Origin of the sequence: Streptomyces sp. NPDC020422, assembly GCF_044386705.1 — a bacterium.
In the GTDB taxonomy this organism is placed as follows: domain Bacteria; phylum Actinomycetota; class Actinomycetes; order Streptomycetales; family Streptomycetaceae; genus Streptomyces.
On record NZ_JBIRVJ010000013.1, the window covers coordinates 53,218 to 76,902 of the forward strand.

Sequence of the window (23,685 nt, forward strand, 5' to 3'; positions counted from 1 at the left end):
CATTGGCCCACACGCCGCCGCCCCACCCGCGGGTGCCACACCGCGACTCCTTCCTTTGGAGTCACGGCGACGAGGGTGGGGCCCCGCCCCCGGAGTGGGGGCGGGCGTCAGGCGAGGAGGGTGGGCGCGCTCTGGTCGAGCACCTTCTCGATCCGTCCCCACGTCTCCTCGTCCCGGGCCACCGGCTCCAGCGTCTTCCCGGCGCCCGTGCCCCAGGTCGCGGCGAGCGCCACCGGGTCCGTCCCGGTGGCCGCCGCCGCGGCGAGTGCGGCGGCGCCGAGGGCGACGAGTTCGGTGGCGGCGGGGATCACGAGGGCGCGGCCGGAGAGCCGGCGGACGGTCTCCGTCCAGGCGCCGCCCCGCGAACCGCCGCCGATGAGGCGGAGCGGGCGGTCGCGTACGGACGGATCGGCGGGGTCGAGGCCGCAGGCGGTGAGCAGTTCGTCGAGGGCGCGCAGCACGGTGAAGACGGCGCCCTCGTAGGCCGCGCCGAGCAGGGCGCGCGGGGTGGTGGCGTGCGTCAGGCCGGTGAGGAGGCCGGTGGCGCGGGGCAGGTCGGGGGTGCGTTCGCCGTCGAGGTACGGCAGGAGGACGAGGCCTTCGCCGGGCGCCGCGTCCTCGCGGTCCAGGCCGAGGAGGCCTGCGATGCGGTCGACGGCGAGCGTGCAGTTGAGGGTGCAGCCGAGCGGCAGGTACGTGCCGTCCGTGGCGGCGAATCCGGAGATGCCGGGGCTCGCGGGGCGAGCGCGCGTGGCGGCGAAGACCGTGCCCGAGGTGCCCAGGCTGACGACCGGGTGGTCAAGGAGGCCGGTGCCGCCCAGGCCGAGCCCCACGGCGGCGGCCATGTTGTCGCCCGTTCCCGCGGCGACGGCGATGCCCTCCGGCAGGCCGAGCGCCTCGGCCGCCGCGCGGGTCAGACCGCCGACACGGGTGCCACCGGTCGGGGCGACGGTCGGGAGCAGGGCCGGGTCGAGGCCCAGGAGGTCCAGGATGCCGGTGTCGTAGGCAGCCGGTGTGGCGGCGGTGGTGAGGGCGGGGCCTCCTGTGTCCCCATCGGGCTTCGCACGGCTCGCGCCCGTCTCCGTGTCCGTGCCCGCGCCGTACCAGCCCGTCCCCGACGCGTCGCCCGGGTCCGTCACCGGCTCCCCGCTGAGGCGTTCGGTGAGGAAGTCGTGCGGGAGGCGCACGGCCGCGGTGCGGGCCGCTGTGGCCGGCTCGTGCTGGCGGAGCCACTGCCACTTCGTGGCCGTGACGGCGGCGACCGGGACGGAGCCGGTGCGGGCGAGCCAGGGTTCGGGGCCGCCGAGGGCGGCGGTGAGGGCCGCCGCCTGGGGGGCCGAGCGGGTGTCGTTCCAGAGGAGCGCGGGACGCAGCGGGCGGCCTGCCCCGTCGAGGGTGACGAGACCGTGCTGCTGGCCGGCGACCGCGATGCCGACGACCGCGGAGGGAGTCACCGCGGCCTCTTCGAGGCCCGCCGCCACTGCCCTGCCCAGGGCCGTCCACCACGCCTCCGGGTCGCTCTCGCGGGCTCCCCCGCCGCCGGTGACGGTGTGCGGTGTACGGCCGACGGCGAGCAGGGCACCGGTCTCCACGTCGACGACCGCCGCCTTCGTGGACTGGGTGGAGCTGTCGACGCCGATCACCACCGGACGGTCCGGCATGGGCCACCTCTCCTTCCGATCTTTCCGAATCTCCTCGCCGAGGAACGAACACTGGCGCTCGCCCGTGTCCCGGCGGTATTAGTTATGTCAGAAAACAAATCCCGTGACCAGCCTCCCGAAGGAGCCGGCATGCCGCAGCACCTCGCCCCCACCCCCGACGACCGCTTCACCTTCGGCCTGTGGACCGTCGGCTGGCAGGGGCGTGACCCCTTCGGGGACGCCACCCGCCCGGCGCTCGACCCGGTCGAGTCGGTCGAGCGGCTCGCCGAGCTCGGCGCGTACGGCGTCACCTTCCACGACGACGACCTCATTCCGTTCGGAGCGGAAGAAGCCGAGCGGGAGACGGCGGTCAAGCGCTTCCGCGCCGCGCTCGACCGCACCGGCCTGAAGGTCCCCATGGCCACCACCAACCTCTTCACCCACCCGGTCTTCAAGGACGGCGGCTTCACCGCCAACGACCGGGACGTGCGGCGCTTCGCCCTGCGCAAGACGATCCGCAACATCGACCTCGCCGTGGAGCTCGGCGCCTCCGTCTACGTGGCCTGGGGCGGACGCGAGGGCGCCGAGTCGGGCGCCGCCAAGGACGTGCGCGTCGCGCTCGACCGGATGAAGGAGGCCTTCGACCTGCTCGGGCAGTACGTCACCGAGCAGGGGTACGATCTGCGCTTCGCCATCGAGCCCAAGCCCAACGAGCCCCGCGGCGACATCCTGCTGCCGACCATCGGCCACGCCCTCGCGTTCATCGAGCGCCTGGAGCGGCCCGAACTCGTGGGCGTCAACCCGGAGACGGGTCACGAGCAGATGGCCGGCCTCAACTTCCCGCACGGCATCGCGCAGGCGCTGTGGGCCGGCAAGCTCTTCCACATCGACCTCAACGGGCAGTCCGGCATCAAGTACGACCAGGACTTCCGCTTCGGCGCGGGCGACCTGCGCCAGGCCTTCTGGCTGGTCGACCTCCTGGAGTCGGCCGGCTACGAGGGTCCGCGCCACTTCGACTTCAAGCCCGTGCGCACCGACGGCTTCGACGGTGTGTGGGAGTCGGCGAAGAACTGCATGCGCAACTACCTGATTCTCAAGCAGCGCGCCGCCGCCTTCCGCTCCGACCCCGAGGTCCGCGCCGCGCTCGCCGCGTCCCGCCTCGACGAACTGTCCGTGCCCACCGCCGCCGACGGCCTCGCCGGCCTGCTGGGCGACCCCACCGCGTACGAGACCTTCGACGCCAACGCCGCCGCCGAGCGCTCGATGGCCTTCGAGCGGCTCGACCAGCTGGCCCTGGAGCACCTCCTCGCGGTGCGCTGACCGCCGGGGCGCGCCATGTTGCGAGCCGCCGGTGCCGCCGGTACCGCCTGTGCCGCCGGTGCCGCCGGTGCCGGGGCACCCCGCACCCGGCAGGGGCGGCGGCAACGGCGGTCCGGCAAGGGCGAGCCGACGGACACCACCGACCCGACCGGCTCGGCACGCTCGTCGGCGCCATCGCCGCGCCGCGCCGCGCCGACGAGCCTGGTCACCGCGCTGCTCTGCTCCTTCGGCTACCACCACGCGTACGTCCCTCCCCTGACCACCACGAGAGGACCCGCCCTCATGTCCCGTACCCCACGCGCGCGCACCACCGTCACCGCCCTGGCCGTGCTGGCCGCGGCCACCGGCCTGGGCGCCCTGGCCACGCCCGCGGAGGCCGCGACCGTCGTCGTCGCCAACTCGGCCGAGCTGGCGAACGCGGTGAAGAACGCCACCCCCGGCACCGTCGTCCAGGTCCGGGGCGGCACCTACTACCCCACCGCCACCCTCCAGTCCACGGCGAACGGCACCGCCGCCGCCCCGATCCGGCTGGAGCCCTACGGCTCCGAGACCGTCCGGATCGACGGGTCGAAGCTGCCGGCCGGCTCGTGGATCTTCAAGCTGACCGCCGACCACTGGACGGTGTCGAGGCTCACCTTCCAGCACTCCCCGGACAGCGCGGTCGTCTGCACCTCATGCACCGGGACGGTCTGGAACTCGATCCGGACCATCGACGGCGGCGACTCGGGCTTCACGCTGACCGGGGACGACACCAACGACAACGTCGTCCGCGATCTCGACTCCTCCGGGCACTACGACGCCGCGGACCACGGCGAGAACGCCGACGGGCTCGCCATCAAGTTCGGCTCGGGGAGGAACAACCTCGTCACCGGGGCACGGCTCTTCGACAACTCCGACGACGGCGTCGACCTGTGGTCCTGGTCCACTCCGGTGACGATCGAGCACACCTGGGCGTACGGCAACGGGAGGAACCGCTGGTCGGACCCGGCGTTCGCGGGGGACGGCAACGGCTTCAAGCTCGGCGGCGACGGCGAGGTCGTCGCCCATGTCGTCAACAACTCCGCCGCCTGGGGGAACGCGGGCAACGGCTTCACCGAGAACAGCAACAGGGGTGCGATCGCCCTCAACCGGACCACGTCGTACGCCAACGCCAAGTGGGGCTACTTCTTCGCCACCGGTGCGGCCAGGCTCGGGAAGAACCTGGCCGTCGGCAACGGATCGGGGCCGGCCTCCAGGGGTGCCGCGGTGGTCTCCGCGGGCAACAACTGGGACTCCGGGATCGCGACGCCGCCGTTTCTGAGCACCGATCCCGCAAGCGCGTACGGGGCCCGCAAGGCGGACGGTTCGCTGCCGGCGACGGCGTTTCTGACGACGGGGTCGACGACCGTCGGTTCGACCATGAACTGAGCCGGCGTCCCAACGGCCCGGCCCGGCCCGGACCGGCCCGGCCCGGCCCGGACAGGCCCGCCAGGCGGTGGTCCGGGAGCGATCACCCGGCGAAGGGCGTGCCGGGCAGGCCCTGGCCGACGTCCGGCAGGACGAGCACGGAACCGGCGAGCGGTTCGGGCCGGTCGAGGCCGGTGCGGGCGGTGGTGACGTACAGGTCGCGCAGGCCGGGGCCGCCGAAGGCGCAGGCGGTCGGGCGGCGGACGGGGAGCGGGACGGTCCGGTCGAGGATGCCGTCGGGGGTGTAGCGGTGCAGCCGGCCGCCGTCCCAGAGGGCGACCCAGACGCAGCCGTCGGCGTCGACGGTGAGACCGTCGGGGTATCCGGCGCCCGGGGCGAGGGTGGCGAAGCGCCGGCGTTCGACGACCTTCCCCTCCTCGACGCGCAGGGTGTCGATCCGGCGGGTGGGGCTGTCGACGTAGTAGGCGTAGCGGGGGTCCTCGGGGCTCCAGCCGAGGCCGTTGCTGATGGTGACCCGGTCGACGAGGGTGGTCGTGCCTCCGTCGGGGGCGATGCGTACGAGGCTGCCGCCGCCGGGGCGTTCGTCGTAGCGCATGGTCCCGGCCCACAGGCTGCCGTCGGGGGCGACGGCGGCGTCGTTGCCGCGGCGTCCGGGCACGGGGTCGTGGTGGAGCCAGGCGAAGGAGCCGTCGGGGTCGTAGCTTCCGACGCCGTCCCTGAGGTTGACGACGAGTCCGCCGCCCGCGCGGGGTTTCGCCGCGCCGACGTGCTGGCCGACGTCCGTCACGGTGCGGGTGCCGTCGGCCGGCCGATGGGTGTGGACGCGGGAGCCGAGGATGTCGACCCAGATCAGGCGCTCGGCGGCCGGGTCCCAGGTGGGTCCCTCGCCGAGGGCGGCGTCCGTCGCGACGGCGACCTCGATCGGGGTGCCGTCGCTCATCGCCGGCCGTCCCGGTGGCCGAGGCTGACGGAGAGGTCGGCGGCGCCCTTGGCGGCGAGCGCGGCGAGTTCGACGGCGCGCTCGTCGTTCCAGCGGATCACGGGCACGGAGATCGACAGGGCGGCGACCACCCGCCCGGAGGCGTCCCGTACGGGTGCGGCCACGCAGGAGACGTCGGGGTTGGACTCGCGCTGCTCGGTGGCGGTCCCGAGGATCCGGATCGCGTCGAGTTCGGCGCGCAGGGCGTCCGGGTCGGTGATGCTGTGGGGGGTCATGGCGACCAGTTCGCGGCCGTCGATGCGGGCCGCGAGCTCGGACTCGGGCAGCATGGCGAGGAGCATCTTGCCGACGGAGGTGCAGTGGGCGGGCAGCCGGCGGCCGGCGGCGGAGACCATCCGGACGGCGTGGGTGGAGTCGACCTTGGCGATGTAGATGACGTCGAGGTCCTCCAGGACGGCGAGGTGGACGGTCTCGTCGCAGGTCTCGGCGATCTCGTGGGCGACGCGCCGGCCCTCGGCGGCGAGGTCGAGCTGTTCGGCGTAGCGGCTGCCGAGCTGGTGGGTGCGGACCCCGAGCCGGTAGCGGCCGGGCTGTTCGGGGACGGCCGCCAGGTAGTTGCGGGCGGCGAGGGTGGTGAGCAGCTCGTGGGTGGTGGTGCGCGGGAGCTGCAGCCTTCGTGTGATCTCGGGTGCGGACAGGGTGGTGTCGCTCTGGAGGAACAGCTCCAGAATGTCGAATGCTCTGGTCACCGCTGGTACGAGACGCCCCATGGCCGTCACCCCGCCCCTCTGCTCGTTCGAAATACCGATCGCTGTCCGGCCTAACGAACATACGACACGGCCGCGCCCATTGACACCCCGTCGGAGGCCTGAATACCTTCACGCCACCATTCCGAACACGTTTCGAAATTTCGAACAGGCGGGGAGCAACTACCGTGCGGATCACGGGAATCACCACTCATGTCGTCGGAACGCCCTGGCGCAATCTCACCTACGTCCTGGTCCATACCGACGAGGGCCTGACCGGTGTCGGCGAGACCCGGATGCTCGGGCACACCGACGCCCTCCTCGGCTACCTCCGCGAGGCGGAGGTCAACCACATCGCCGGCTCGGACCCCTTCGCGGTCGAGGACCTCGTCCGGCGCATGAAGTACGGCGACTACGGGCGGGCCGGCGAGATCGTGATGTCCGGCATCGCCGTCATCGAGACGGCCTGCTGGGACATCAAGGGCAAGGCCCTGGGCGTGCCCGTGTGGCAGCTGCTCGGCGGGAAGGTGACCGACCGCGTCAAGGCCTACGCCAACGGCTGGTACACCACCGAGCGCACCCCGGAGGCCTACCACGAGGCGGCCCGGGGGGTGGTGGCGCGGGGCTACCGGGCCCTGAAGATCGACCCGTTCGGCGACGGGCACCTCGAGCTCGACGCCGAGAAGTCGCGGTACGCGGTGTCGCTGATCGAGGCGGTCCGCGACGCGATCGGTCCCGACACCGAGCTGATGGTGGAGATGCACGGGCGCTTCTCCCCCGCCACGGCGGTACGGCTGGCCCACGAGCTCGCGCCGTTCCGGCCGGCCTGGCTGGAGGAGCCGGTCCCGCCGGAGAACCTCAAGGCGCTGCGGAAGGTCGCCGACAAGGTGGACCTGCCGATCGCGACCGGCGAGCGGATACACGACCGGATCGAGTTCCGCGAACTCTTCGAATCGCAGGCGGTCGACGTCATCCAGCCCGACCTCGGACACATCGGCGGCATCCTGGAGTCCCGCAAGCTCGCCGCCACCGCCGAGACCCACTACATGATGGTCGCCCCGCACAACGTGGGCGGCGCGGTGCTCACCGCCGCCTCGCTCCAACTCGCGGCCTGCACGCCGAACTTCAAGATCCTGGAGCACTTCAACGACTTCGCCGACGCGGAGATCACCAAGATCGTGCACGGCGCGCCGCGGGTCGACCCGGAGACCGGCTGCTTCGAGATCTCGCACGCGCCGGGTCTCGGCGTGGAGCTGGACGTGGACGCCGCGGCCGCCTTCCCGCAGCAGCGGGCGCACTTCGACCTGTGGGCCGAGGGCTGGGAGCGGAGGGCCCCGAAGTGAGCCGGTCCGTCGAGGTCCTCGCTCCCGGGGAGCACCGGCTCGTCACCCGCGAGGTGCCCGAGCCCGGGCCGGGCGAGGTGCGGGTCCGGGTGGCCGCCGCGGGCATCTGCCTGAGCGACCGCGAGCTCTACGAGGGGCACCGCGCCCCCGGCTATGTCCGCTATCCCGTCGTGCCGGGCCACGAGTGGGCGGGCACGGTGGAGGCGGCGGGACCGGGCGTGGACCCGGCGCTCGTCGGGCGCCCGTGCGTGGCGGAGGGCTTCCGGTCCTGCGGGGTGTGCGAGCGCTGCCGCCACGGGGAGACCAGCCTGTGCACCGCGGGCTACGCGGAGACCGGCTTCACCGAGCCGGGGGCCTTCGCCGACCATCTGCTCGTGCCCGCGCGGCTGCTGCATCCGCTGCCCGAGGGCACGGACCTGCGGGCGGCCGCCCTGCTCGAACCGGCCGCGGTGGTCGCCGCCGCGGTACGGGCCGGGCGCCCGCGCCCCGGGACGCGTGTCGCGGTCGTCGGCGCCGGCACCCTCGGCCTGCTCGCGGTCCAGCTGCTCGCCGCGTCCTCGCCGGCCGAACTGACCGTGGTCGAACCGCGGTCGGCGCGCCGGGAGCAGGCGCTGCGGCACGGCGCGAGCGGGGTCATGGAGCCGAAGGAGGCCGAGCGCGACGCGTACGGCCGCTTCGACCTGGTGGTGGAGACGGCCGGCGCCCCGGCCACGGCCGCCGGGTCCTGCCTGCTGGCCCGCCGGGGCGGGCGGGTGGTGCTGACGGGCATGTTCGCCGCCGGGGCCGTCGGCATCGACCCCGTCCACCTCTCGGTCAGCCAGCTGGAGGTGCGCAGCGTCTTCGGCGCGTCCTCGGCGGACTGGGCCGAGGCGGTGCGCGCCTTCGGTCTCGGCTTGCTCGACCCCGGTCCGCTGGTCAGCCACGAGTTCCCGCTGGAGCGGTTCGCGGAGGCCCTCGCCCTGGTGGGCGGCGGCGATCCGCAGACCGGAAAGGTGCTGCTGCTGCCCTGAGTGGGGCCCACGCCCACGGCCGTCACGCCCACGGCCGCACGCCACAACCCTCACACGCCCACAGCCGTGACGCCCAGGACCGCACCCCCACGGACGTCACGCCCAGGGCCCCACGCCCAGGGCCCCACGCCCAGGGCCCCACACCCACGGCCGCACGCCCGAGCGCGCTGGCGCCCCAGCGCCCCAGCGCCCCGAGGGCCGGCGAGTCCAGCGCCCACGCCCTTCCCGTACCGCCCTACGCCAGCCCTCACGAACATCGTTCGACATACCGAACAGAGCAGGAGAGCCTCCCGTGTCCGTGATCGTCCCCCCGACCGCGCCCGCGCCGTCGAACCCGCCCCCGCCCCGGCTCCCCGGCGCCGCCGCACTCGACCGGATCGGCCACCCCGCGCCCGCGGCCGAGCCCGCCGACGCCTCCCCGCACGCCTTCCCCGACGGCGGCACCTGGCGCACGGAGATCCCCTCCGTCGAGGGGCCCGAGGCACTCGCCGCGGTCCTGAAGGAGAGCACCCGGCTCGATGTCCCGGTGCACCGCGTCAGCCAGGGCAGCGGCGTGTGGATGCTCACCGACGACGAGATCACCGAGATGGTGGGGGCCTGCGCGGAACGCTCCGTCGAGCTCTGCCTGTTCACCGGTCCGCGCGGCTCCTGGGACATCGGCGCCGCGACCCGCACCGACTCCGGCGGGGCGGGTCTGCGGGCCCGCGGCCACGACGCCCTCGCCGGGTGCGTCGAGGACGCCCTGCGCGCCACGGAGCTCGGCGTGCGCTGCCTGCTCGTCGCCGACGAGGGCGTGCTGTGGACCCTGCACCGGCTGCGCACGGCCGGCGTGCTGCCCGCCGACACCACCTTCAAGGTGTCCGCGCTGATCGGACCGGTCAACCCGGCTTCGTACGCGGTGTACGAGCAGCTCGGCGCCGACTCCCTCAACGTGCCCTCCGACCTCACCCTGGCCCATCTGACGGAGATCCGCCGGGTCAGCCGCGCCCCCATGGACCTCTATGTGGAGGCCCCGGACGACCTCGGCGGCTACGTCCGCATGTACGAGGCGGCCGAGCTGATCCGGCGCGGCGCGCCGCTCTACCTCAAGTTCGGCCTCAGCCGCTCGGCCGGCATCTACCCGTACGGCGCCCATCTGCGCGAACACGCCCTGGCCACCGCGCGCGAGCGGGTGCGCCGCGGGCGGCTCGTCCTCGACCTGCTGGCCCGGCACGGCGCCGACGGCGGCATGTCCCCGCTCGGCTCCCGGCTCCCCGGCGAGCTGCGGCGATTCCCCGCGACCGAAGGGAACTGACCCATGCGCACCCGCACCCTGCGCGCCGCCGCGGCGGCGGCACTGCTCGCCACCCTCCTGGCCGGCTGCGGCCAGGAGGCCCGCGGCGGCAGCCGCTACAAGCCCGACACCGGCAAGGGCGGCACGATCGGCCTCGCCATGCCCACCAAGGCGTCGGAACGCTGGATCGCCGACGGCGAGAACATGGCGAAGCAGTTTCAGAAGGCCGGCTACGAGACCGACCTCCAGTACGGCGACGACAAGGTCGAGAACCAGATCGCCCAGATCGAGAACATGATCACCAAGGGCCGTCGGCTCCTGGTGGTCGCGGCGATCGACGGCGCGGCCCTCACCGAGGTGCTCAAGCGCGCCCACGACGCCGGGATCCCCGTGATCTCGTACGACCGGCTCATCATGGGCACCGCCAACGTCGACTACTACGCCTCCTTCGACAACGAGCGGGTCGGCGAGCTCCAGGCGCGGTACATCGTCGACCGGCTGAAGCTCGGCGCGCCCGGCAAGGGCGGCGGCAAGCCGTACGACATCGAGCTCTTCGCGGGCTCCCCCGACGACAACAACACGCGCTACTTCTGGAACGGCGCGATGAAGGTGCTCAAGCCCTACTTCGACAGCGGCCGGCTGGTCGTCCGCAGCGGGCAGACCCAGCTGAACCAGGCGACGACCCTGCGCTGGGACGGCGGCACCGCCCAGAAGCGGATGGACGACCTCATCAGCAAGAACTACGGCGAGGAGAGCATCGACGCGGTCCTCTCCCCGTACGACGGCATGTCCATCGGCATCATCTCGGCACTGAGAAGCGCCGGTTACGGCACGGCGGGGCAGCCGCTGCCGGTGGTCACCGGACAGGACGCCGAGCTCGCCTCGGTGAAGTCGATCATCCGCGGGGAGCAGACCCAGACCGTCTTCAAGGACACCCGCAAGCTGGCCGCGCAGGCGGTCGCGATGGGCGACGCCGTCCTCAACGGGCGCAAGCCAGAGGTCAACAACGTCAAGGACTACGACAACGGGAAGAAGATCGTCCCCGCGTTCCTCCTCGACCCGGTCAGCATCGACCGGACCAACACCCGACTCCTCGTCCGTGAGGGCTACTTCACCGCGGGACAGCTCTCATGACCCGGCCGCCCGCCGACGGGACGCCCGTCCTGGAGATGCGGTCCATCACCAAGACCTTCCCCGGTGTCAAGGCCCTGGACGGAGTGCGACTGACCGTCCGGCCCGCCGAGATCCACGCCCTGTGCGGGGAGAACGGCGCGGGCAAGTCCACCCTGATGAAGGTCCTCAGCGGCGTCCACCCGCACGGCAGCTACACGGGCGAGATCCACTTCGAGGGCAAGCCGCTCGCCCTGCGCGACATCCGCGACGGCGAGCGCCACGGCATCGTCATCATCCACCAGGAGCTGGCGCTCGTCCCCCAGCTCTCCATCGCCGAGAACATCTTCCTCGGCAACGAGCGCACCCGCCACGGAGTCGTCGACTGGCCGGGCACCCTGCGCGAGGCCCAGCGGCTGATGAAGCGGGTCGGACTGCGCGAGCGGCCGCACACCCCGGTGTCCGAACTCGGCGTCGGCGGACAGCAGCTGGTGGAGATCGCCAAGGCACTGGCGAAGGAGGTCAAGCTGCTCATCCTGGACGAGCCGACGGCCGCCCTCAACGACGCCGACAGCGCGGCCCTGCTCGACCTGGTCCTGGAACTGCGCTCCCAGGGCATCGCCTGTGTCGTCATCTCCCACAAGCTGGGCGAGATCCGCCGGATCGCCGACACCGTGACCGTGGTGCGCGACGGCCGGACCGTCGAGACCCTCACGGTCCGCGCCACTCCGGACGCCGAGCCCGAGCTCTCCGAGGAGCGGATCATCCGCGGCATGGTCGGCCGGGAACTCGACCGCCGCTTCCCCGAGCGGACCGCGTGCACCCACGAGGAGGCCGGACGGGAGGCGCTGCGGGTGAGCGGCTGGACCGTCCGCCACCCCGTCGACCGTCGGCGCACCGTCGTCGACGACGTCTCCCTGACCGTGCGCCGCGGCGAGATCGTCGGGATCGCCGGACTGATGGGCGCGGGCCGCACCGAGCTCGCCATGTCGCTGTTCGGGCGCTCCTACGGGCAGTACGTCTCCGGCACGGTGGCGGTCGACGGGCACGAGCGGGGCATCGCGAACGTCCCCGACGCCATCGCCGCGGGCCTCGCGTACGTCACCGAGGACCGCAAGCAGTACGGCCTCAACCTCATCGACACCGTCCACCGCAACATCTCGCTGGCCTCGCTGCACCGGATGCGGCGGCGCGGGGTCGTCGACGAGCACCGGGAGCGGAGCGTCGCCGAAGGGTTCCGCGACAGCCTGAACATCAAGACCCCCACCGTCCTGGAGGAGGTCGGCCGGCTGTCCGGCGGCAACCAGCAGAAGGTCGTCCTCGGCCGGTGGATCCACGCCGACCCACGGGTGCTGATCCTCGACGAGCCGACCCGCGGCATCGACGTCGGCGCCAAGTACGAGATCTACACGGTGATCGACCGGCTCGCCGCCGAGGGCCGGGCCGTCCTCTTCATCTCCTCGGAGCTCCCGGAGCTCCTGGGGATGTGCGACCGGATCTACACCATGGCCGAGGGCCGGCTGACCGCCGAGGTCGCCCGCGCCGACGCCACCCAGGAAACCCTGATGCGCCACATGACCCTGAGCGGAAGCTGAGGCCCCGACATGACGACCACGACCCCTTCCGCCGAGGACACCATGACGTCCGGGCAGGCCAGAGCGTCCACCGGGGCACTGCTCCTCGCGGGGCTGCGGGCCAACATGCGCCAGTACGGCATGCTCGTCGCGCTCGCCTTCCTCGTCGTGCTGTTCCAGATATGGACCGACGGCACCCTGCTGCTGCCCAACAACGTCTCCAACCTGATCCAGCAGAACAGCTACATCCTGATCCTGGCCATGGGCATGATGATCGTGATCGTGGCCGGTCACATCGACCTGTCCGTGGGCTCGCTCGCCGCCTTCGTCGGCGCCCTCGCCGCGGTCCAGATGGTGCGCCACGACATGCCGTGGGTCCTGGCCCTGGTGATCTCGCTGCTGGTCGGCGCGGTCGCCGGCGCCTGGCAGGGCTACTTCATCGCCTATCTCGGCATCCCGTCGTTCATCGTGACGCTCGCCGGGATGCTGCTCTTCCGCGGGCTCACCCAGATCTTCCTGGAGGGCCGCTCGCTGGCGCCGTTCCCGGACGGCTTCCAGAACATCGCCAAGGGCTTCCTGCCCGAGATGGGCCCGTACACGCAGTACCACAACCCCACGCTGCTGCTCGGCCTCGCGGCGGTCGTGCTCCTGCTCGTCCGCGAGTGGCAGAGCCGCAGGCGGCAGGTGGAGTACGCGCTCGACGTGCCGCCCACCGGGCTCTGGGTCCTCAAGTGCGTGGCCATCACGGCGGCCGTCGTCGCCTTCACCCTCACCCTGGCGAGCTTCCACGGCGTGCCCGTCGTCATGCTCGTGATGGGCGCGCTGCTCATCGGCCTCGGCTATGTGATGCGCAACGCGGTCGTCGGGCGCCATGTGTACGCGCTCGGCGGGAACAAGGCGGCGGCGAAGCTCTCCGGCGTCAAGGACCGGCGGGTCACCTTCCTCGTGTTCGTGAACATGGGCGTGCTCGCCGCCCTCGCCGGCTGTGTCTACGCGGCCCGGCTCAACGCCGGTACCCCGCAGGCCGGCCTCAACTTCGAACTGGAGGCGATCGCCGCCGCGTTCATCGGCGGGGCGTCCATGAGCGGCGGGGTCGGCACGGTCATGGGCGCCGTCATCGGCGGCCTCGTCCTCGGCGTCCTCAACAACGGCATGTCGCTCGTCGGCATCGGCACCGACTACCAGCAGGTCATCAAGGGACTGGTGCTGCTCGCGGCGGTCGGCTTCGACGTGTGGAACAAGCGCCGCTCGGGTCGCTGACACCGGCGGGTACGACCGGCGCACAGGGCCCAACGGGTCACCGGTCTGACGGGGGGGTGCGGAGGAGGGCGGCGTCTCGCCCTCCTCCGCACCTCCCCCGGCCGGCGATGGTCAGGCCAGCCTGATGACGTTCCAGGACAGCGGCTCCAGGGTCGCCTTCAGGACACCGTCGGCGAGGCCGGCACCGCTCACCGGGTGCGGGACGACCCGGTCGGGCGCGTCGGCGGTGTTGCGGGCGTCGGGGTCGGCGTCGGCCAGGGCGGTGTGCTCGACGACCCGGGTGAGACCGAGGCCGTGCAGCACCACCTCCAGCGGCAGCGGGGCGTGCCGGTCCCGGTTCACGGCGAACACGGTGACCGTGCCGTCCTCCGCGCGCACGGCGGTCGCGTGCAGCAGGGGCACCTCCCCGTGCACCCGTGTCTCGTGCCGGGGAGCGTCCACCCGTACGTCGAGCACGGTGCCCCTGCCGTGGCGGGAGGCCTGGGCGAAGGGGAAGAAGGTCGTCTGGCGCCAGGCGGGCCCGCCGGGCTCGGTCATGATGGGCGCGATCACGTTGACGAGCTGCGCCAGGCAGGCGACCGCCACCCGGTCGGCGTGGCGCAGCAACGCGATGAGGAGCGAGCCGAGGACCACGGCGTCGGTGACGGTGTAGACGTCCTCCAGGAGGCGTGGGGCCTCCTGCCAGTCCTCGACGGGGTGCGGGTTGGGACGCCCGTGGTACCAGATGTTCCACTCGTCGAAGGAGAGGGTGAGCCGCTTCGACGACTTCAGCCGGGCGCCGACGTGGTCGCAGGTGGCGACGACGTCCTCGATGAAGCTCTCCATGTCGACCGCGGAGGCGAGGAAGGAGTCCCGGTCGCCGTCCGTCTCCTGGTAGTAGGCGTGCAGGGAGACGTGGTCGACCAGCTCGTAGGTCTCCGCGAGGACGGTGGCCTCCCAGGCGCCGAAGGTCTCCATGGAGCGGTGCGAACTGCCGCAGACGACGAGTTCCAGCTCCGGGTCGAACTGCCGCATCGCGCGGGCGGTCTCGGCGGCGAGCCGGCCGTACTCCTCGGCCGTCTTGTGGCCGGTCTGCCAGGGGCCGTCCATCTCGTTGCCGAGGCACCACAGCCGGATGCCGAAGGGCTCCTTGTCGCCGTGGGTTATCCGGCGGTCGGCGAGTTCGGTGCCGGCGGGGTGGTTGGCGTACTCGAGGAGGTCCAGGGCCTCGGCGACCCCGCGGGTGCCGAGGTTGAGGGCCATCATCGGCTCCGTTCCGGGCCCCGCCTTCCGCAGGAAGGTCATGAACTCCGAGATGCCGAAACGGTTGCTCTCGGTCGAGCGCCAGGCCAGGTCGAGGCGGCGCGGCCGCAGCGCGACCGGGCCCGTGCCGTCCTCCCAGCGGTAGCCGGAGACGAAGTTGCCGCCCGGGTAGCGGACGACGGTGACGCCCAGCTCGCGGACGAGCTCCAGGACGTCGGTGCGCAGTCCGTCCTCGTCGGCGGCCGGATGGCCGGGCTCGTGGATGCCGGTGTGGACGCAGCGGCCGAGGTGTTCGACGAACGAGCCGAAGAGACGCGGGTCGACCGGGCCCACGGTGAAGGCGGGGTGGAGGGTGAAACGTGCGGTGCGGGACATGGGTGCCTTTCCGTACGTGAAGGGGGTGGAGCCGGACGGCACGGTTTCGACGCGCCGAGACCGCTGGCCCGTCGGCAGGGATGCGCGACTGCCGGCCCGACTGACGGTCGCCGCCGACGGCGAGAAGGTTGCCGCCGGCCGCCCGGCGGGACCGTTCAGGGCTTGTCATGTTCAGGGGCACCCCGCGGACGAGGTCGCCGGGGCGCCGGTGCAAGATCACCCCATGAACAACACCAGCAGACGCTCCGTCCTCGCCTCCGCCGTCGCCGCCGCGGCGGCCCTGCCCACCCTCAACGCCGTCGTCGGGAGCGGCGCCACCCCGGCCGCCGCGGTCGCCACGCCCGACTCCAACTCCGAGCTGTACACCAAGACCGCGAGCAAGGAGGGCACCGACTGGGTCCGCCGCTTCCGCGTCGGCCCGCCGCTCCAGCTGACGGACAACCTCCGCGGCGGCAGCTCCGTCGTGCGCAGCACGGCGATCATCGCGCCGCACGGCGGCGGCATCGAGCCCGGCACCAGCGAGCTGTGCATGCGCATCGCCGGCTACACGCCCTTCGCGGCGTCCACCGACCCGGCGGACCCGTCGATACCCGGCACCGCGGCGATCGCCGACGAGCCGCAGCGCGACTTCTGGATGTTCGAGGCCCTGCAGAACTCGGCGGCGCAGCACGTGACCTCGACCGGCTGCGACGACCCGGCCGCGCTCGCCGTGTGTACGAACAACCTGTACGCGGTGTCCGTGCACGGCAAGGAGGACGCCGTGAACAAGGAGATCGTCATCGGCGGCCTCGACGAGCGGCTGAAGCGGAACCTGGCCGCCGCCTTCAGGGCCAACGGGCTCAAGAGCGGCTACGCGGACGCCACGATGAACGTGACCATCACGATGAACGGCACCGACCCGGGCATCGACGGCAACTCGCCCTCGAACATCGTGAACCGGACCCGGACCGGCGCCGGTGCCCAGCTGGAGATCTCCACGGCCCTGCGCTCGGCGATGTTCGGCATCTGGAACCAGGGCGTGAGCGGCCGGATGTCCAGCTACGGCCAGAACTCCTCCACGAACGCCTACGCGGAGCACTTCTGGAACGCGTTCGTCACCGCCGTGCGCCAGGCGATCGACTACCACGAGCGCGGCAAGGACGCCCTCTACCCGGAAGCGTGACCCCCGGTCCCGGCGGGCTCTCCCCCGGGCCGCCCCCGGAAGGGCCGTCGAACGTCAACGTGGCGGCCCTTCCGTGTGGGGCGCGAAGCCGCCGTACGCGCCGCCCTGTCGGGCGTCGGCGGCGGTCGCGGTCACCTTGTACGTGTCGGCGCCGGAGTCCCGCGGGCCCTCGGCGTGGTTGTACTGGGCGGCGAAGACGTGCCGGCCCGCGGGCGCGGTACGGCCGGGCCTGAGGGTCCAGCGGTAGACGAGGTGCTCCCGCTCCGCCCGTACGGAGACGGTGAAGTCCTCGGCCGGCAGGGTGCGCCAGTTGCCGGTGTCGGCGACGCCGCCGGTCTGGGCGATGCGCAGTTCGACGGTGAGGGCGGTCAGCGGCGCCGGGGTGGTCAGGGCGAGGTCGCTCTGGGCCCAGTAGCGGTTGCTGCCGGGGTCGATCACACCGGTGGCGGTCAGCCGCAGGGGCCGGGCCGGAGCGGTCGCGGCCGGGGCGGCGGGCCCGGAGGGCCGGGCAAGGGTGGTCACGGTGTACCCGGCGGCGAGCACCGCGGCGACCGCCAGGGCCGCGCCGGCAGCCCTCAGCACCGGGCGTACGGCGCGCACGGAGGGGCGGGCCGGGCCCCGGCGGGCACCGGGCTCCGCGGTCGTGCCGCGCTCGACCCGGGCGAGCATCCGGGCCCGGTCGGGCGCATGGGCGTGCGCCGCCTCGCGCAGGCGTGCCCGTACCTCTTCGGGGGACGCCACGGCCTCCCGGCGCGTCGTCGGCTCTTCCATCACACGTGCCTTCCGGCCAGTTCCGAGGCCGCGCCCGGCCCGAGGGCGCGCTGGAGTTCGGCCATGCCCTTGGAGGTCTGGCTCTTGACGGTGCCGACGGATATCCCCAGGGCCAGGGCGGTGTCCCGCTCGGAGAGGTCGAAGGCGTGCCGCAGCACAACACAGGCGCGTTTGCGGAACGGCAGGGCCCGCAGCGCGGTGCGCACGTCGACGACGGCCGGGACGTCGGGGTCGTCGACGCGCTCGGAGCGGCGGTCCCAGAACAGCGCGATCCGGCGCCGTTCGCGGACGGCGCTGCGGATGCGGCTGCGGACCAGGTGGGCGACGACCCCGCGGGCGTAGGCGAGCGGCCGGTCGGCGTCGCGCACCCGGTCCCAGCGGTGCCAGAGGGCCACCATCGCGTCGGCGGCGAGGTCGTCCGCGGCCTCGGCCTCGCCGCTCAACAGATGTGCGAACCGGGCGAGTTCGGCGTAGTGACGCTCGAAGAAGGCGCGGAACTCGACGGCGTCGTCCCCCCTGGCCCCGACGCCTGCGCGGCCGGGGCCGCTCGCCGTGCGCTCATCGGGAACCGCGGCCACCCCGGTCCCTCTCCCCCGCGTCCCGGCCCGCGGGCGCTGCCGCGGGGGCCGGCCCCGTGCTGCCGCGGTCGACGGTCTCGGGGGCGAGCAGGACGACGCCGGGCGGCTCCTGTCCTTCGAGGTGGGCGAAGAGCCGCTCGACGGCCTGCCGGCCCATCTCCTGGGCGGGCAGGCCGATGGAGGTGAGCGGTACGGAGGCCTGGGCGGCGGCCTGGCCCGCGCAGACGGCGAAGACGGAGACGTCCTCGGGCACGGCCCGCCCCTCCCGGCGCAGCAGGGTGAGCAGCGGCTCGATCGCGGCCTCGTTCTGGACCACGAGGGCGGTGGTGCCGGGGCGTTCCTCGAAGATGCGGGTGACGGTCGCGGTGACGGCGGCGTGGCCCCCGTCGCTGGGCCGGTGGAGCAGCGACACGGACCGCTCGGCCGCGGCGGCGCGCAGTCCGCGCAGGGTGCGCTCGGCGAAGCCGGTCCCCCGGGCGTAGACGGCGGGCGGCTCGCCGAGCACGGCGATCTGCCGGTGCCCGAGCGCCGCCAGGTGGTCGACGCACTGGGCGCCGGCGGCCTCGAAGTCGAGGTCGACGCAGCTCAGTCCCTCGGTGTCGGCGGGCAGGCCGATGAGGACGGCGGGCCGGTCGGTGGACGTGAGGTAGGGCAGGCGGGGGTCGTCGAGCTCGACGTCCATCACGATCAGGGCGTCGGCGAGCGCGCTGCCCTCGACGCGGCGGATCGCCTCGGGGCCTTCCTCGCCGGTGAGCAGCAGGACGTCGTATCCGTGGGTGCGGGCCGTGGTGGTGACGGCCATCGCGATCTCCATGAGCACGGGCACGTACATGTCCGTGCGCAGCGGCATCATCAGGGCCAGTATGTTGGTGCGGCTGCTCGCGAGGGCGCGGGCCCCGGCGTGCGGGCGGTAGCCGAGCTCGTCGATGCTCTGCCGGATGCGCTCTCGGGTGGCGGCGGAGATGGACCGCTTGCCGCTCAGCACGTAGCTGACGGTGCTGGCCGACACTCCGGCGTGGCGTGCGACGTCCGCGAGGGTGACCATGCTCTTCTCCGCCCCGTTCTTCGTGAAGTCCGCCCCGCGCGAGGGGAAGCGCTTCGATTCCTGTGGTCCCCGACCCTATCGTCCACGGCCCGAATTGTGACCGGGCGGAACGGAAGAGAGCCGGGCGGACCCTCCCGCGGGTCCGCCCGGCCTCGTCGTACGCGCAGCTGCCCGCTGTGGCGGGGCGGCTGCTATTCGAGCAGCTCCGCGTACGAGCCCATGGCCAGGGCGATGTCCGCCTGGGCCCAGAACCGGTGGTAGGTGAAGACGGGGGCGGCGCCGCCCGCCAGGTAGGCCTCGATCTTCGGCCAGGCCGGGTCGTTCTTGTAGAAGGAGCGGATCGAGGTGAACGTGGAGGACGCGTCGATCTTGTCGCCGTTCGGCATGGTTCCGGTCCAGCCGCTGGGGACGTAGACCGGGTCGTCGAAGCGGTTGTAGTCGGCGCGGGTCTCCGGGACGGCGATGCCGAGCGGGTCCTGGTAGTGGGTCCACATGCCGTCGAGGAGGGCCTTGGCGATCCGCTTGGCCTCCGCGTGGCCGGACTTGGCCGCGTAGTAGGTGAGGGTCTTGGCGTAGGCGGCGGCCACGCCGACGTCGTCGGTGTAGTCGGCGACGGTGACGTGCAGACCGGCGTTGGCGCCGGGGTTCGTCGCGTTCCAGGTGTCGGGCGCGCCGGACCACTGGAGGGTGGAGGGCACGCGGTAGGTGCCGTCGGGGTTGATCGTGGTCTTCGACAGGGCCCAGTTCACCCACTTGTCGAGCACGGTCTTGGCCTTGGCGTCACCGGTCTGCTGGTAGTACTCGGCGACCCGCTCCATCGACCAGGCCTGGAAGCCGAACCACTGGTTGGACGGCGGGTCGTGGTAGACCGGCTTCTCGTCGTAGTACATGCCGTGGAAGGTGGGGGTGCCGGCCGGCGGGGTGGCGTAGCGGCCCTGCCAGCTGTTGGTGGCGCCGCCCGCGATGGCGCCCTCGTCGGACTGGAGCCAGCGGTAGAACTCCAGCTGCCGGTCGAGGCTGGTCGCCCAGTCCGTAGCACCGGTGGCCGACTTGGGCTTCAGCGGGGCGTAGGAGCTCAGCGCGTAGGCGGCGAGGGGGTTCTGGTAGCCGCCGTGGGCGTGGCTGGAGCCGATGCGCCAGGACCAGCCCGCGTTGGTGTCGGTGGCTCCGCCCCAGGCGTAGTACCAGGACAGCAGGTAGTGGGAGCTGTTCTTGCCGGTGCCGGCCGGGCAGGCGGTCGGCCCGGCGCAGTCGCCCACCTTCTTGAAGTACTTGTCGAACATGGCGTAGCGCAGGTAGTCGCCCATCTTGGCGGCCTTGCCGACGGTCGTGGCGACCTGGGCGCCCTTGCCCTGCTGCTTGGACCAGACATCGGCCCAGTACACGGCCTGGATGGCGCGGGCGTCGGCGTCGGGGGCGTCGGTGAACTTCCACTGCTTGGCGTAGGAGCCGTCCCCGGTGAACAGGTCGAGGTAGCCGTTGGTGCCGCCGTAGGCGAACTTGTCGCAGGTGGGGTGGGTGACGGTCTCCCAGACCGACTCCTGCGGGCCGCGCTGGAAGGTGTTGATGTACGACGGTCCGGTGGCCGTCGGACCGGCGGAGCACTTTCCGGGCTCGTTGCCGTAGCCGTAGACGTTGTCGACGTCCTGGATCCAGTGCATCCCGTAGATGTCGTCGGTGCCGTACGCGCTCTTCAGCTCGGCGGCGAGCGGGTCGGCGCCGGCCGTGACGGAGTTGTCCAGCCGCGCCGGGTACTGGGACGGCAGGTCCCACTCGGGTGCGTAGGTGGCGGGCTTGGCCGCGTTGTAGAAGGAGGTGGTGGGCTGGTCGGCGTGGGTGGGGATCATGTACTTCTCGAGCGTGTCCCACGCGCCGTTGAGCTTGGACCAGTCGCCGGTGATCTTGCCGTACATCGCCTGGAGCCAGACGAGGTAGCTGTACGCCTCCGAGGTCGTCTCGTGGCCGTGGTCGGGGGCCTCGACGATCAGGGTCTCGACGGAGTGGTACGGGATGCCCTCGGGCGAGAAGTAGCCGTTGGCGGGGTTGGTGATCTTCCCGTAGAGGTCGAGGAAGCGGGCGTCGTAGGTGGACTCGGCGGCCAGCTGGGTGGCGGTGACCTCTGCCTTGGTGTGGCCGGGGGCGGTCGCGGTGAAGACCGCGGTGCCGGTGCCGGTCCCCGCGGCGCTGACGGTCACCTGCTGGGCGGTGCTCCAGTTCGCCGGGGTGAAGGTGAGGGTGGCCGGGCTCGCGGTGAGGCCGGTGACGCCGGAGGTGCGGGCCACGCTCACCGTGACGTTCGCGGCCGGCTGGGTGGAGAGCTTGAGGCCGAAGCCGGCGCTCGTGCCCTGGCGTACGGAGAGCTGCGCGGGCGAGGCGACCAGGGCGGGGCCCGCGGCGACGGTGATGCCGACGGGGGCCGACTCGCCGGTCGCGCCGAGGGAGTCGTACGCCTTGGCGTAGAGGGAGTGGGCGCCGGCGGCCAGGGAGGTGGCTCCCAGGGTGTAGGGCGCGGTGGTGTCGGTGCCGATCAGGGCGGTGTCGCTGTAGAACTCCACCTTGGAGATGGTGGCGTTGTCGGCGGCGGCGGCGGTCGCGGCGAGCGGGACGGCGTCGCCCTGGGTGTAGACGGCCCCGGGCGCCGGGCTGGTGAGGACCGTGACGGGCGGCTGGTGCGCGCCGGTGCAGGCGGTGCCGTTGACCGTGAAGGAGGTCGGCGCCGTGTTGGTGCCGGTGTACGAGAACTGGGCGCCGGTGGTGACGGCGGCGCCGGCGGCGACGGTGCCGTTCCAGGACGCGTTGGTGACGGTGACGGTCTTGCCGGACTGGGTCCAGGTGCCGTTCCAGCCGTTGCTCAGCTTCTGGTCACCGGTGTACGCGTAGCCGAGGGTCCAGCCGTCGAGTGCGCTGGTGCCGCGGTTGGTCAGGGTGAGCTCGGCGGTGAAGCCGGAGCCCCAGTCGTTGGTCTTGTAGTCGACGCTGCACTGCACGGCTGCCGCCTGGGCGGGCGGTCCGACGGCGAGCATCCCGGCGGGCAGGGCGAGCAGGGCGGCCAGCGCGATCAGCGGCCTGCGGGGTGGGGAGGGCATGCGGTGGTTCTCCTCGCGGCTCGGGAGGCGGGGGGAGTGCCCGTCGAGGGCACGGTCAAGCTCTGAACCAGTGGGAGCGCTCCCACTGTGCAGAGCCGAGGAGATCCCGTCAAGACACGTGAAGAGTCGAAGGCACCCGAGGCAGGAAATTGGCGAACTCCCCTTTTCCTTGGCGCGAGTTGACGCTACGGTCTGGCCCCACCAGTGGGAGCGATTCCATGCCGTCGGCACGCCGTCAGGGCCGTGCCCTCGCCGAAGGAGTCGCTCATGCGACATCCCCCGCGTCTGTTCGCGCTGCTCGCGGGAGCGGCGCTCACCATGGCGAGCACCGCTCTCGCCGTGGCCGGTGCGGCCCAAGGAGCCGCGGCCGCACCGCTCTGCACCGTGCAGTACTCCGTCGCCGGCTCCTGGGCCGGCGGATTCCAGGGAGCGGTGACCGTCACCAACGACGGCCCCGCGCTGACCTCCTGGAAGCTCGCCTTCGACTTTCCGGCCGGCCAGGTCGTCAGCCAGGGCTGGGGCGCCAAGTGGTCCCAGTCCGGCGCGAGCGTCACGGCCGTGAACGAGAGCTGGAACGGTTCGCTCGCCACGGGCGCGAGCACGACCACCGGCTTCCTCGCCTCCTGGTCGGGCGGCAACCCCGCCCCCGGCGCCTTCACGCTCAACGGCACGGTCTGCAACCAGGAGCCGACGCCGACGCCCACGCCGACGCCGACGCCGACGCCCACTCCGACGACGCCCGCCCCGACGCCCACCCCCACTCCCCCGACCCCCGCCCCCGGCGCGCCCGAGCTCGGCGTCAGCGGCAACCGGCTGGTCGACCAGAACGGCGCCACCCGCCGGCTGCTCGGCGTGAACCGCTCGGGCGGCGAGTTCATGTGCGTGCAGGGCTACGGCATCTTCGACGGCCCCGTCGACGACGCCTCGGTCCGGGCCATCGCCGACTGGAAGGCCAACACCGTCCGCATCCCGCTCAACGAGGAGTGCTGGCTCGGCCTGGACAACGTGAAGCCCGAATACCGCGGCGCCGCCTACGTCAGCGCCGTCAAGGACCTGGTGAACCGGGTGCTCGCGCACGGCCTGACGCCGGTGGTCGAACTGCACTGGACCCACGGCCAGTACACCGGCAACTCCGCCGGCTGCGCCGACGTGCACGCCACCTGCCAGAAGCCGATGCCCGACGCCCGGTACACCCCGGCGTTCTGGACCTCGGTGGCCGACACCTTCAAGAACGACCGGCGCGTGGTCTTCGACCTGTTCAACGAGCCCTATCCGGACCGGGCGACCGCCACCGCCGCCCAGGCCTGGAGCTGCTGGCGCGACGGCGGCAGCTGCCCCGGCATCGGCTACGAGGTCGCCGGCATGCAGGACCTGGTGGACGCGGTCCGCGCGACCGGAGCGCAGAACCTGCTCCTGGTGCCCGGCATCGCGTACTCCAACGACCTGAGCCAGTGGCTCGCGTACGCCCCCAAGGACCCGGCGGACCGCACGGCCGCCGCCTGGCACGTCTACAACTTCAACACCTGCTCCGACGAGACGTGCTGGAACAGCACCCTCGCCCCGGTCGCCGCCCAGGTCCCCCTGGTGGCGGGCGAGATCGGCGAGAACACCTGTGGGCACGCGTTCGTCGACCGCGTCATGGAGTGGTTCGACGACCGTTCCCTGTCGTATCTCGGCTGGACCTGGAACACCTGGAACTGCAGCTCCGGGCCCGCCCTGATCACCTCGTACGACGGCACCCCCACCGCATTCGGCATCGGGCTGCGCGACCACCTGCGCAGCCTGAACGGACACTGAAAGGGC

18 protein-coding genes are annotated in these 23,685 nt (G+C 72.6%); 10 read left to right on the top strand and 8 right to left on the bottom strand.

The genetic code is table 11. The features are described 5' to 3' along the window. Positions 1-107: 107 nt before the first annotated feature. Complete coding sequence (locus tag ACH414_RS30155) at positions 108-1,661, bottom strand: FGGY family carbohydrate kinase (RefSeq protein WP_398944186.1); 1,554 nt, start codon at positions 1,659-1,661, stop codon at positions 108-110. A 129-nt stretch (positions 1,662-1,790) separates the two neighbouring features. Between ACH414_RS30155 and xylA the strand changes: the two genes are divergently transcribed. Further along, positions 1,791-2,960, top strand: coding sequence for a xylose isomerase (gene xylA / locus ACH414_RS30160; RefSeq protein ID WP_398944188.1), 1,170 nt, complete (start codon positions 1,791-1,793; stop codon positions 2,958-2,960). A 282-nt stretch (positions 2,961-3,242) separates the two neighbouring features. Further along, positions 3,243-4,367, top strand: coding sequence for a pectate lyase (locus ACH414_RS30165; protein ID WP_398944313.1), 1,125 nt, complete (start codon positions 3,243-3,245; stop codon positions 4,365-4,367). An 82-nt stretch (positions 4,368-4,449) separates the two neighbouring features. Here the strand turns inward: ACH414_RS30165 and ACH414_RS30170 are convergent, their stop codons facing one another. Then, positions 4,450-5,307 carry an SMP-30/gluconolactonase/LRE family protein gene (locus ACH414_RS30170; protein ID WP_391768708.1) on the bottom strand — a complete coding sequence of 286 codons (858 nt, stop codon included), beginning with the start codon at positions 5,305-5,307 and terminating at the stop codon, positions 4,450-4,452. Next, positions 5,304-6,077 carry an IclR family transcriptional regulator gene (locus ACH414_RS30175; RefSeq protein WP_382540987.1) on the bottom strand — a complete coding sequence of 258 codons (774 nt, stop codon included), beginning with the start codon at positions 6,075-6,077 and terminating at the stop codon, positions 5,304-5,306. The genes ACH414_RS30170 and ACH414_RS30175 overlap by 4 nt, the downstream gene beginning before the upstream one ends. 164 nt (positions 6,078-6,241) lie before the next feature. On the opposite strand from ACH414_RS30175, the gene ACH414_RS30180 reads away from it, so the two are divergent. The 6 genes from ACH414_RS30180 to mmsB all read left to right on the top strand — a co-directional run bounded on the left by ACH414_RS30180 (position 6,242) and on the right by mmsB (position 13,623). Further along, on the top strand, positions 6,242-7,396 hold the full coding sequence (locus ACH414_RS30180; RefSeq protein ID WP_382540990.1) for a mandelate racemase/muconate lactonizing enzyme family protein: 1,155 nt from the start codon (positions 6,242-6,244) through the stop codon (positions 7,394-7,396). Continuing rightward, positions 7,393-8,406 carry a zinc-binding dehydrogenase gene (locus ACH414_RS30185; RefSeq protein ID WP_398944191.1) on the top strand — a complete coding sequence of 338 codons (1,014 nt, stop codon included), beginning with the start codon at positions 7,393-7,395 and terminating at the stop codon, positions 8,404-8,406. Before ACH414_RS30180 ends, ACH414_RS30185 begins: the two co-directional genes overlap by 4 nt. A 298-nt stretch (positions 8,407-8,704) precedes the next feature. Then, a complete protein-coding gene (locus ACH414_RS30190) occupies positions 8,705-9,700 on the top strand; it encodes a hypothetical protein (RefSeq protein ID WP_398944315.1) in 996 nt (331 codons plus the stop codon). Between the two features lie 3 nt (positions 9,701-9,703). After that, the gene (gene chvE, locus ACH414_RS30195; RefSeq protein ID WP_382540998.1) at positions 9,704-10,813 is read left to right on the top strand and encodes a multiple monosaccharide ABC transporter substrate-binding protein; all 1,110 of its coding nucleotides are present in this window, start codon (positions 9,704-9,706) and stop codon (positions 10,811-10,813) included. Further along, positions 10,810-12,384: a multiple monosaccharide ABC transporter ATP-binding protein gene (mmsA, locus tag ACH414_RS30200; protein ID WP_382541001.1), complete on the top strand. Its 1,575-nt coding sequence runs from the start codon at positions 10,810-10,812 to the stop codon at positions 12,382-12,384. The genes chvE and mmsA overlap by 4 nt, the downstream gene beginning before the upstream one ends. A gap of 9 nt (positions 12,385-12,393) precedes the next feature. Continuing rightward, a complete protein-coding gene (gene mmsB, locus ACH414_RS30205; protein ID WP_398944193.1) occupies positions 12,394-13,623 on the top strand; it encodes a multiple monosaccharide ABC transporter permease in 1,230 nt (409 codons plus the stop codon). A gap of 111 nt (positions 13,624-13,734) precedes the next feature. Here mmsB and ACH414_RS30210 read toward each other — a convergent pair whose 3' ends face one another. Next, positions 13,735-15,240 (bottom strand): alpha-N-arabinofuranosidase, encoded by a 1,506-nt coding sequence (locus tag ACH414_RS30210; protein ID WP_382541007.1) that lies wholly within the window; start codon positions 15,238-15,240, stop codon positions 13,735-13,737. Positions 15,241-15,463: 223 nt separating this feature from the next. Between ACH414_RS30210 and ACH414_RS30215 the strand changes: the two genes are divergently transcribed. After that, on the top strand, positions 15,464-16,402 hold the full coding sequence (locus tag ACH414_RS30215; protein WP_398944195.1) for a poly-gamma-glutamate hydrolase family protein: 939 nt from the start codon (positions 15,464-15,466) through the stop codon (positions 16,400-16,402). 54 nt (positions 16,403-16,456) lie between these two features. Here ACH414_RS30215 and ACH414_RS30220 read toward each other — a convergent pair whose 3' ends face one another. The 4 genes from ACH414_RS30220 to ACH414_RS30235 form a co-directional block, all read right to left on the bottom strand. Further along, a complete protein-coding gene (locus tag ACH414_RS30220; RefSeq protein WP_382541013.1) occupies positions 16,457-17,173 on the bottom strand; it encodes a hypothetical protein in 717 nt (238 codons plus the stop codon). Next, positions 17,173-17,751 carry a SigE family RNA polymerase sigma factor gene (locus ACH414_RS30225; protein WP_382541016.1) on the bottom strand — a complete coding sequence of 193 codons (579 nt, stop codon included), beginning with the start codon at positions 17,749-17,751 and terminating at the stop codon, positions 17,173-17,175. Before ACH414_RS30225 ends, ACH414_RS30220 begins: the two co-directional genes overlap by 1 nt. After that, positions 17,732-18,796 carry a LacI family DNA-binding transcriptional regulator gene (locus ACH414_RS30230; RefSeq protein WP_382541018.1) on the bottom strand — a complete coding sequence of 355 codons (1,065 nt, stop codon included), beginning with the start codon at positions 18,794-18,796 and terminating at the stop codon, positions 17,732-17,734. Before ACH414_RS30230 ends, ACH414_RS30225 begins: the two co-directional genes overlap by 20 nt. A 191-nt stretch (positions 18,797-18,987) precedes the next feature. Continuing rightward, the gene (locus ACH414_RS30235; protein WP_398944197.1) at positions 18,988-21,882 is read right to left on the bottom strand and encodes a glycoside hydrolase family 48 protein; all 2,895 of its coding nucleotides are present in this window, start codon (positions 21,880-21,882) and stop codon (positions 18,988-18,990) included. A gap of 267 nt (positions 21,883-22,149) precedes the next feature. Between ACH414_RS30235 and ACH414_RS30240 the strand changes: the two genes are divergently transcribed. Then, complete coding sequence (locus tag ACH414_RS30240) at positions 22,150-23,679, top strand: cellulase family glycosylhydrolase (RefSeq protein ID WP_398944199.1); 1,530 nt, start codon at positions 22,150-22,152, stop codon at positions 23,677-23,679. Positions 23,680-23,685: the final 6 nt, after the last annotated feature.

Excerpts from the sequence above, each read along its gene's own strand:
- ACH414_RS30170 (WP_391768708.1), bottom strand. The coding sequence starts at position 5,307 with ATGAGCGACGGCACCCCGATCGAGGTCGCCGTCGCGACGGACGCCGCC.
- ACH414_RS30175 (WP_382540987.1), bottom strand. The coding sequence starts at position 6,077 with ATGGGGCGTCTCGTACCAGCGGTGACCAGAGCATTCGACATTCTGGAG.
- xylA (WP_398944188.1), top strand. The coding sequence starts at position 1,791 with ATGCCGCAGCACCTCGCCCCCACCCCCGACGACCGCTTCACCTTCGGC.
- ACH414_RS30210 (WP_382541007.1), bottom strand. The coding sequence starts at position 15,240 with ATGTCCCGCACCGCACGTTTCACCCTCCACCCCGCCTTCACCGTGGGC.
- chvE (WP_382540998.1), top strand. The coding sequence starts at position 9,704 with ATGCGCACCCGCACCCTGCGCGCCGCCGCGGCGGCGGCACTGCTCGCC.
- ACH414_RS30155 (WP_398944186.1), bottom strand. The coding sequence starts at position 1,661 with ATGCCGGACCGTCCGGTGGTGATCGGCGTCGACAGCTCCACCCAGTCC.
- ACH414_RS30235 (WP_398944197.1), bottom strand. The coding sequence starts at position 21,882 with ATGCCCTCCCCACCCCGCAGGCCGCTGATCGCGCTGGCCGCCCTGCTC.
- mmsA (WP_382541001.1), top strand. The coding sequence starts at position 10,810 with ATGACCCGGCCGCCCGCCGACGGGACGCCCGTCCTGGAGATGCGGTCC.
- mmsB (WP_398944193.1), top strand. The coding sequence starts at position 12,394 with ATGACGACCACGACCCCTTCCGCCGAGGACACCATGACGTCCGGGCAG.
- ACH414_RS30215 (WP_398944195.1), top strand. The coding sequence starts at position 15,464 with ATGAACAACACCAGCAGACGCTCCGTCCTCGCCTCCGCCGTCGCCGCC.
- ACH414_RS30240 (WP_398944199.1), top strand. The coding sequence starts at position 22,150 with ATGCGACATCCCCCGCGTCTGTTCGCGCTGCTCGCGGGAGCGGCGCTC.
- ACH414_RS30220 (WP_382541013.1), bottom strand. The coding sequence starts at position 17,173 with ATGGAAGAGCCGACGACGCGCCGGGAGGCCGTGGCGTCCCCCGAAGAG.
- ACH414_RS30230 (WP_382541018.1), bottom strand. The coding sequence starts at position 18,796 with ATGGTCACCCTCGCGGACGTCGCACGCCACGCCGGAGTGTCGGCCAGC.
- ACH414_RS30165 (WP_398944313.1), top strand. The coding sequence starts at position 3,243 with ATGTCCCGTACCCCACGCGCGCGCACCACCGTCACCGCCCTGGCCGTG.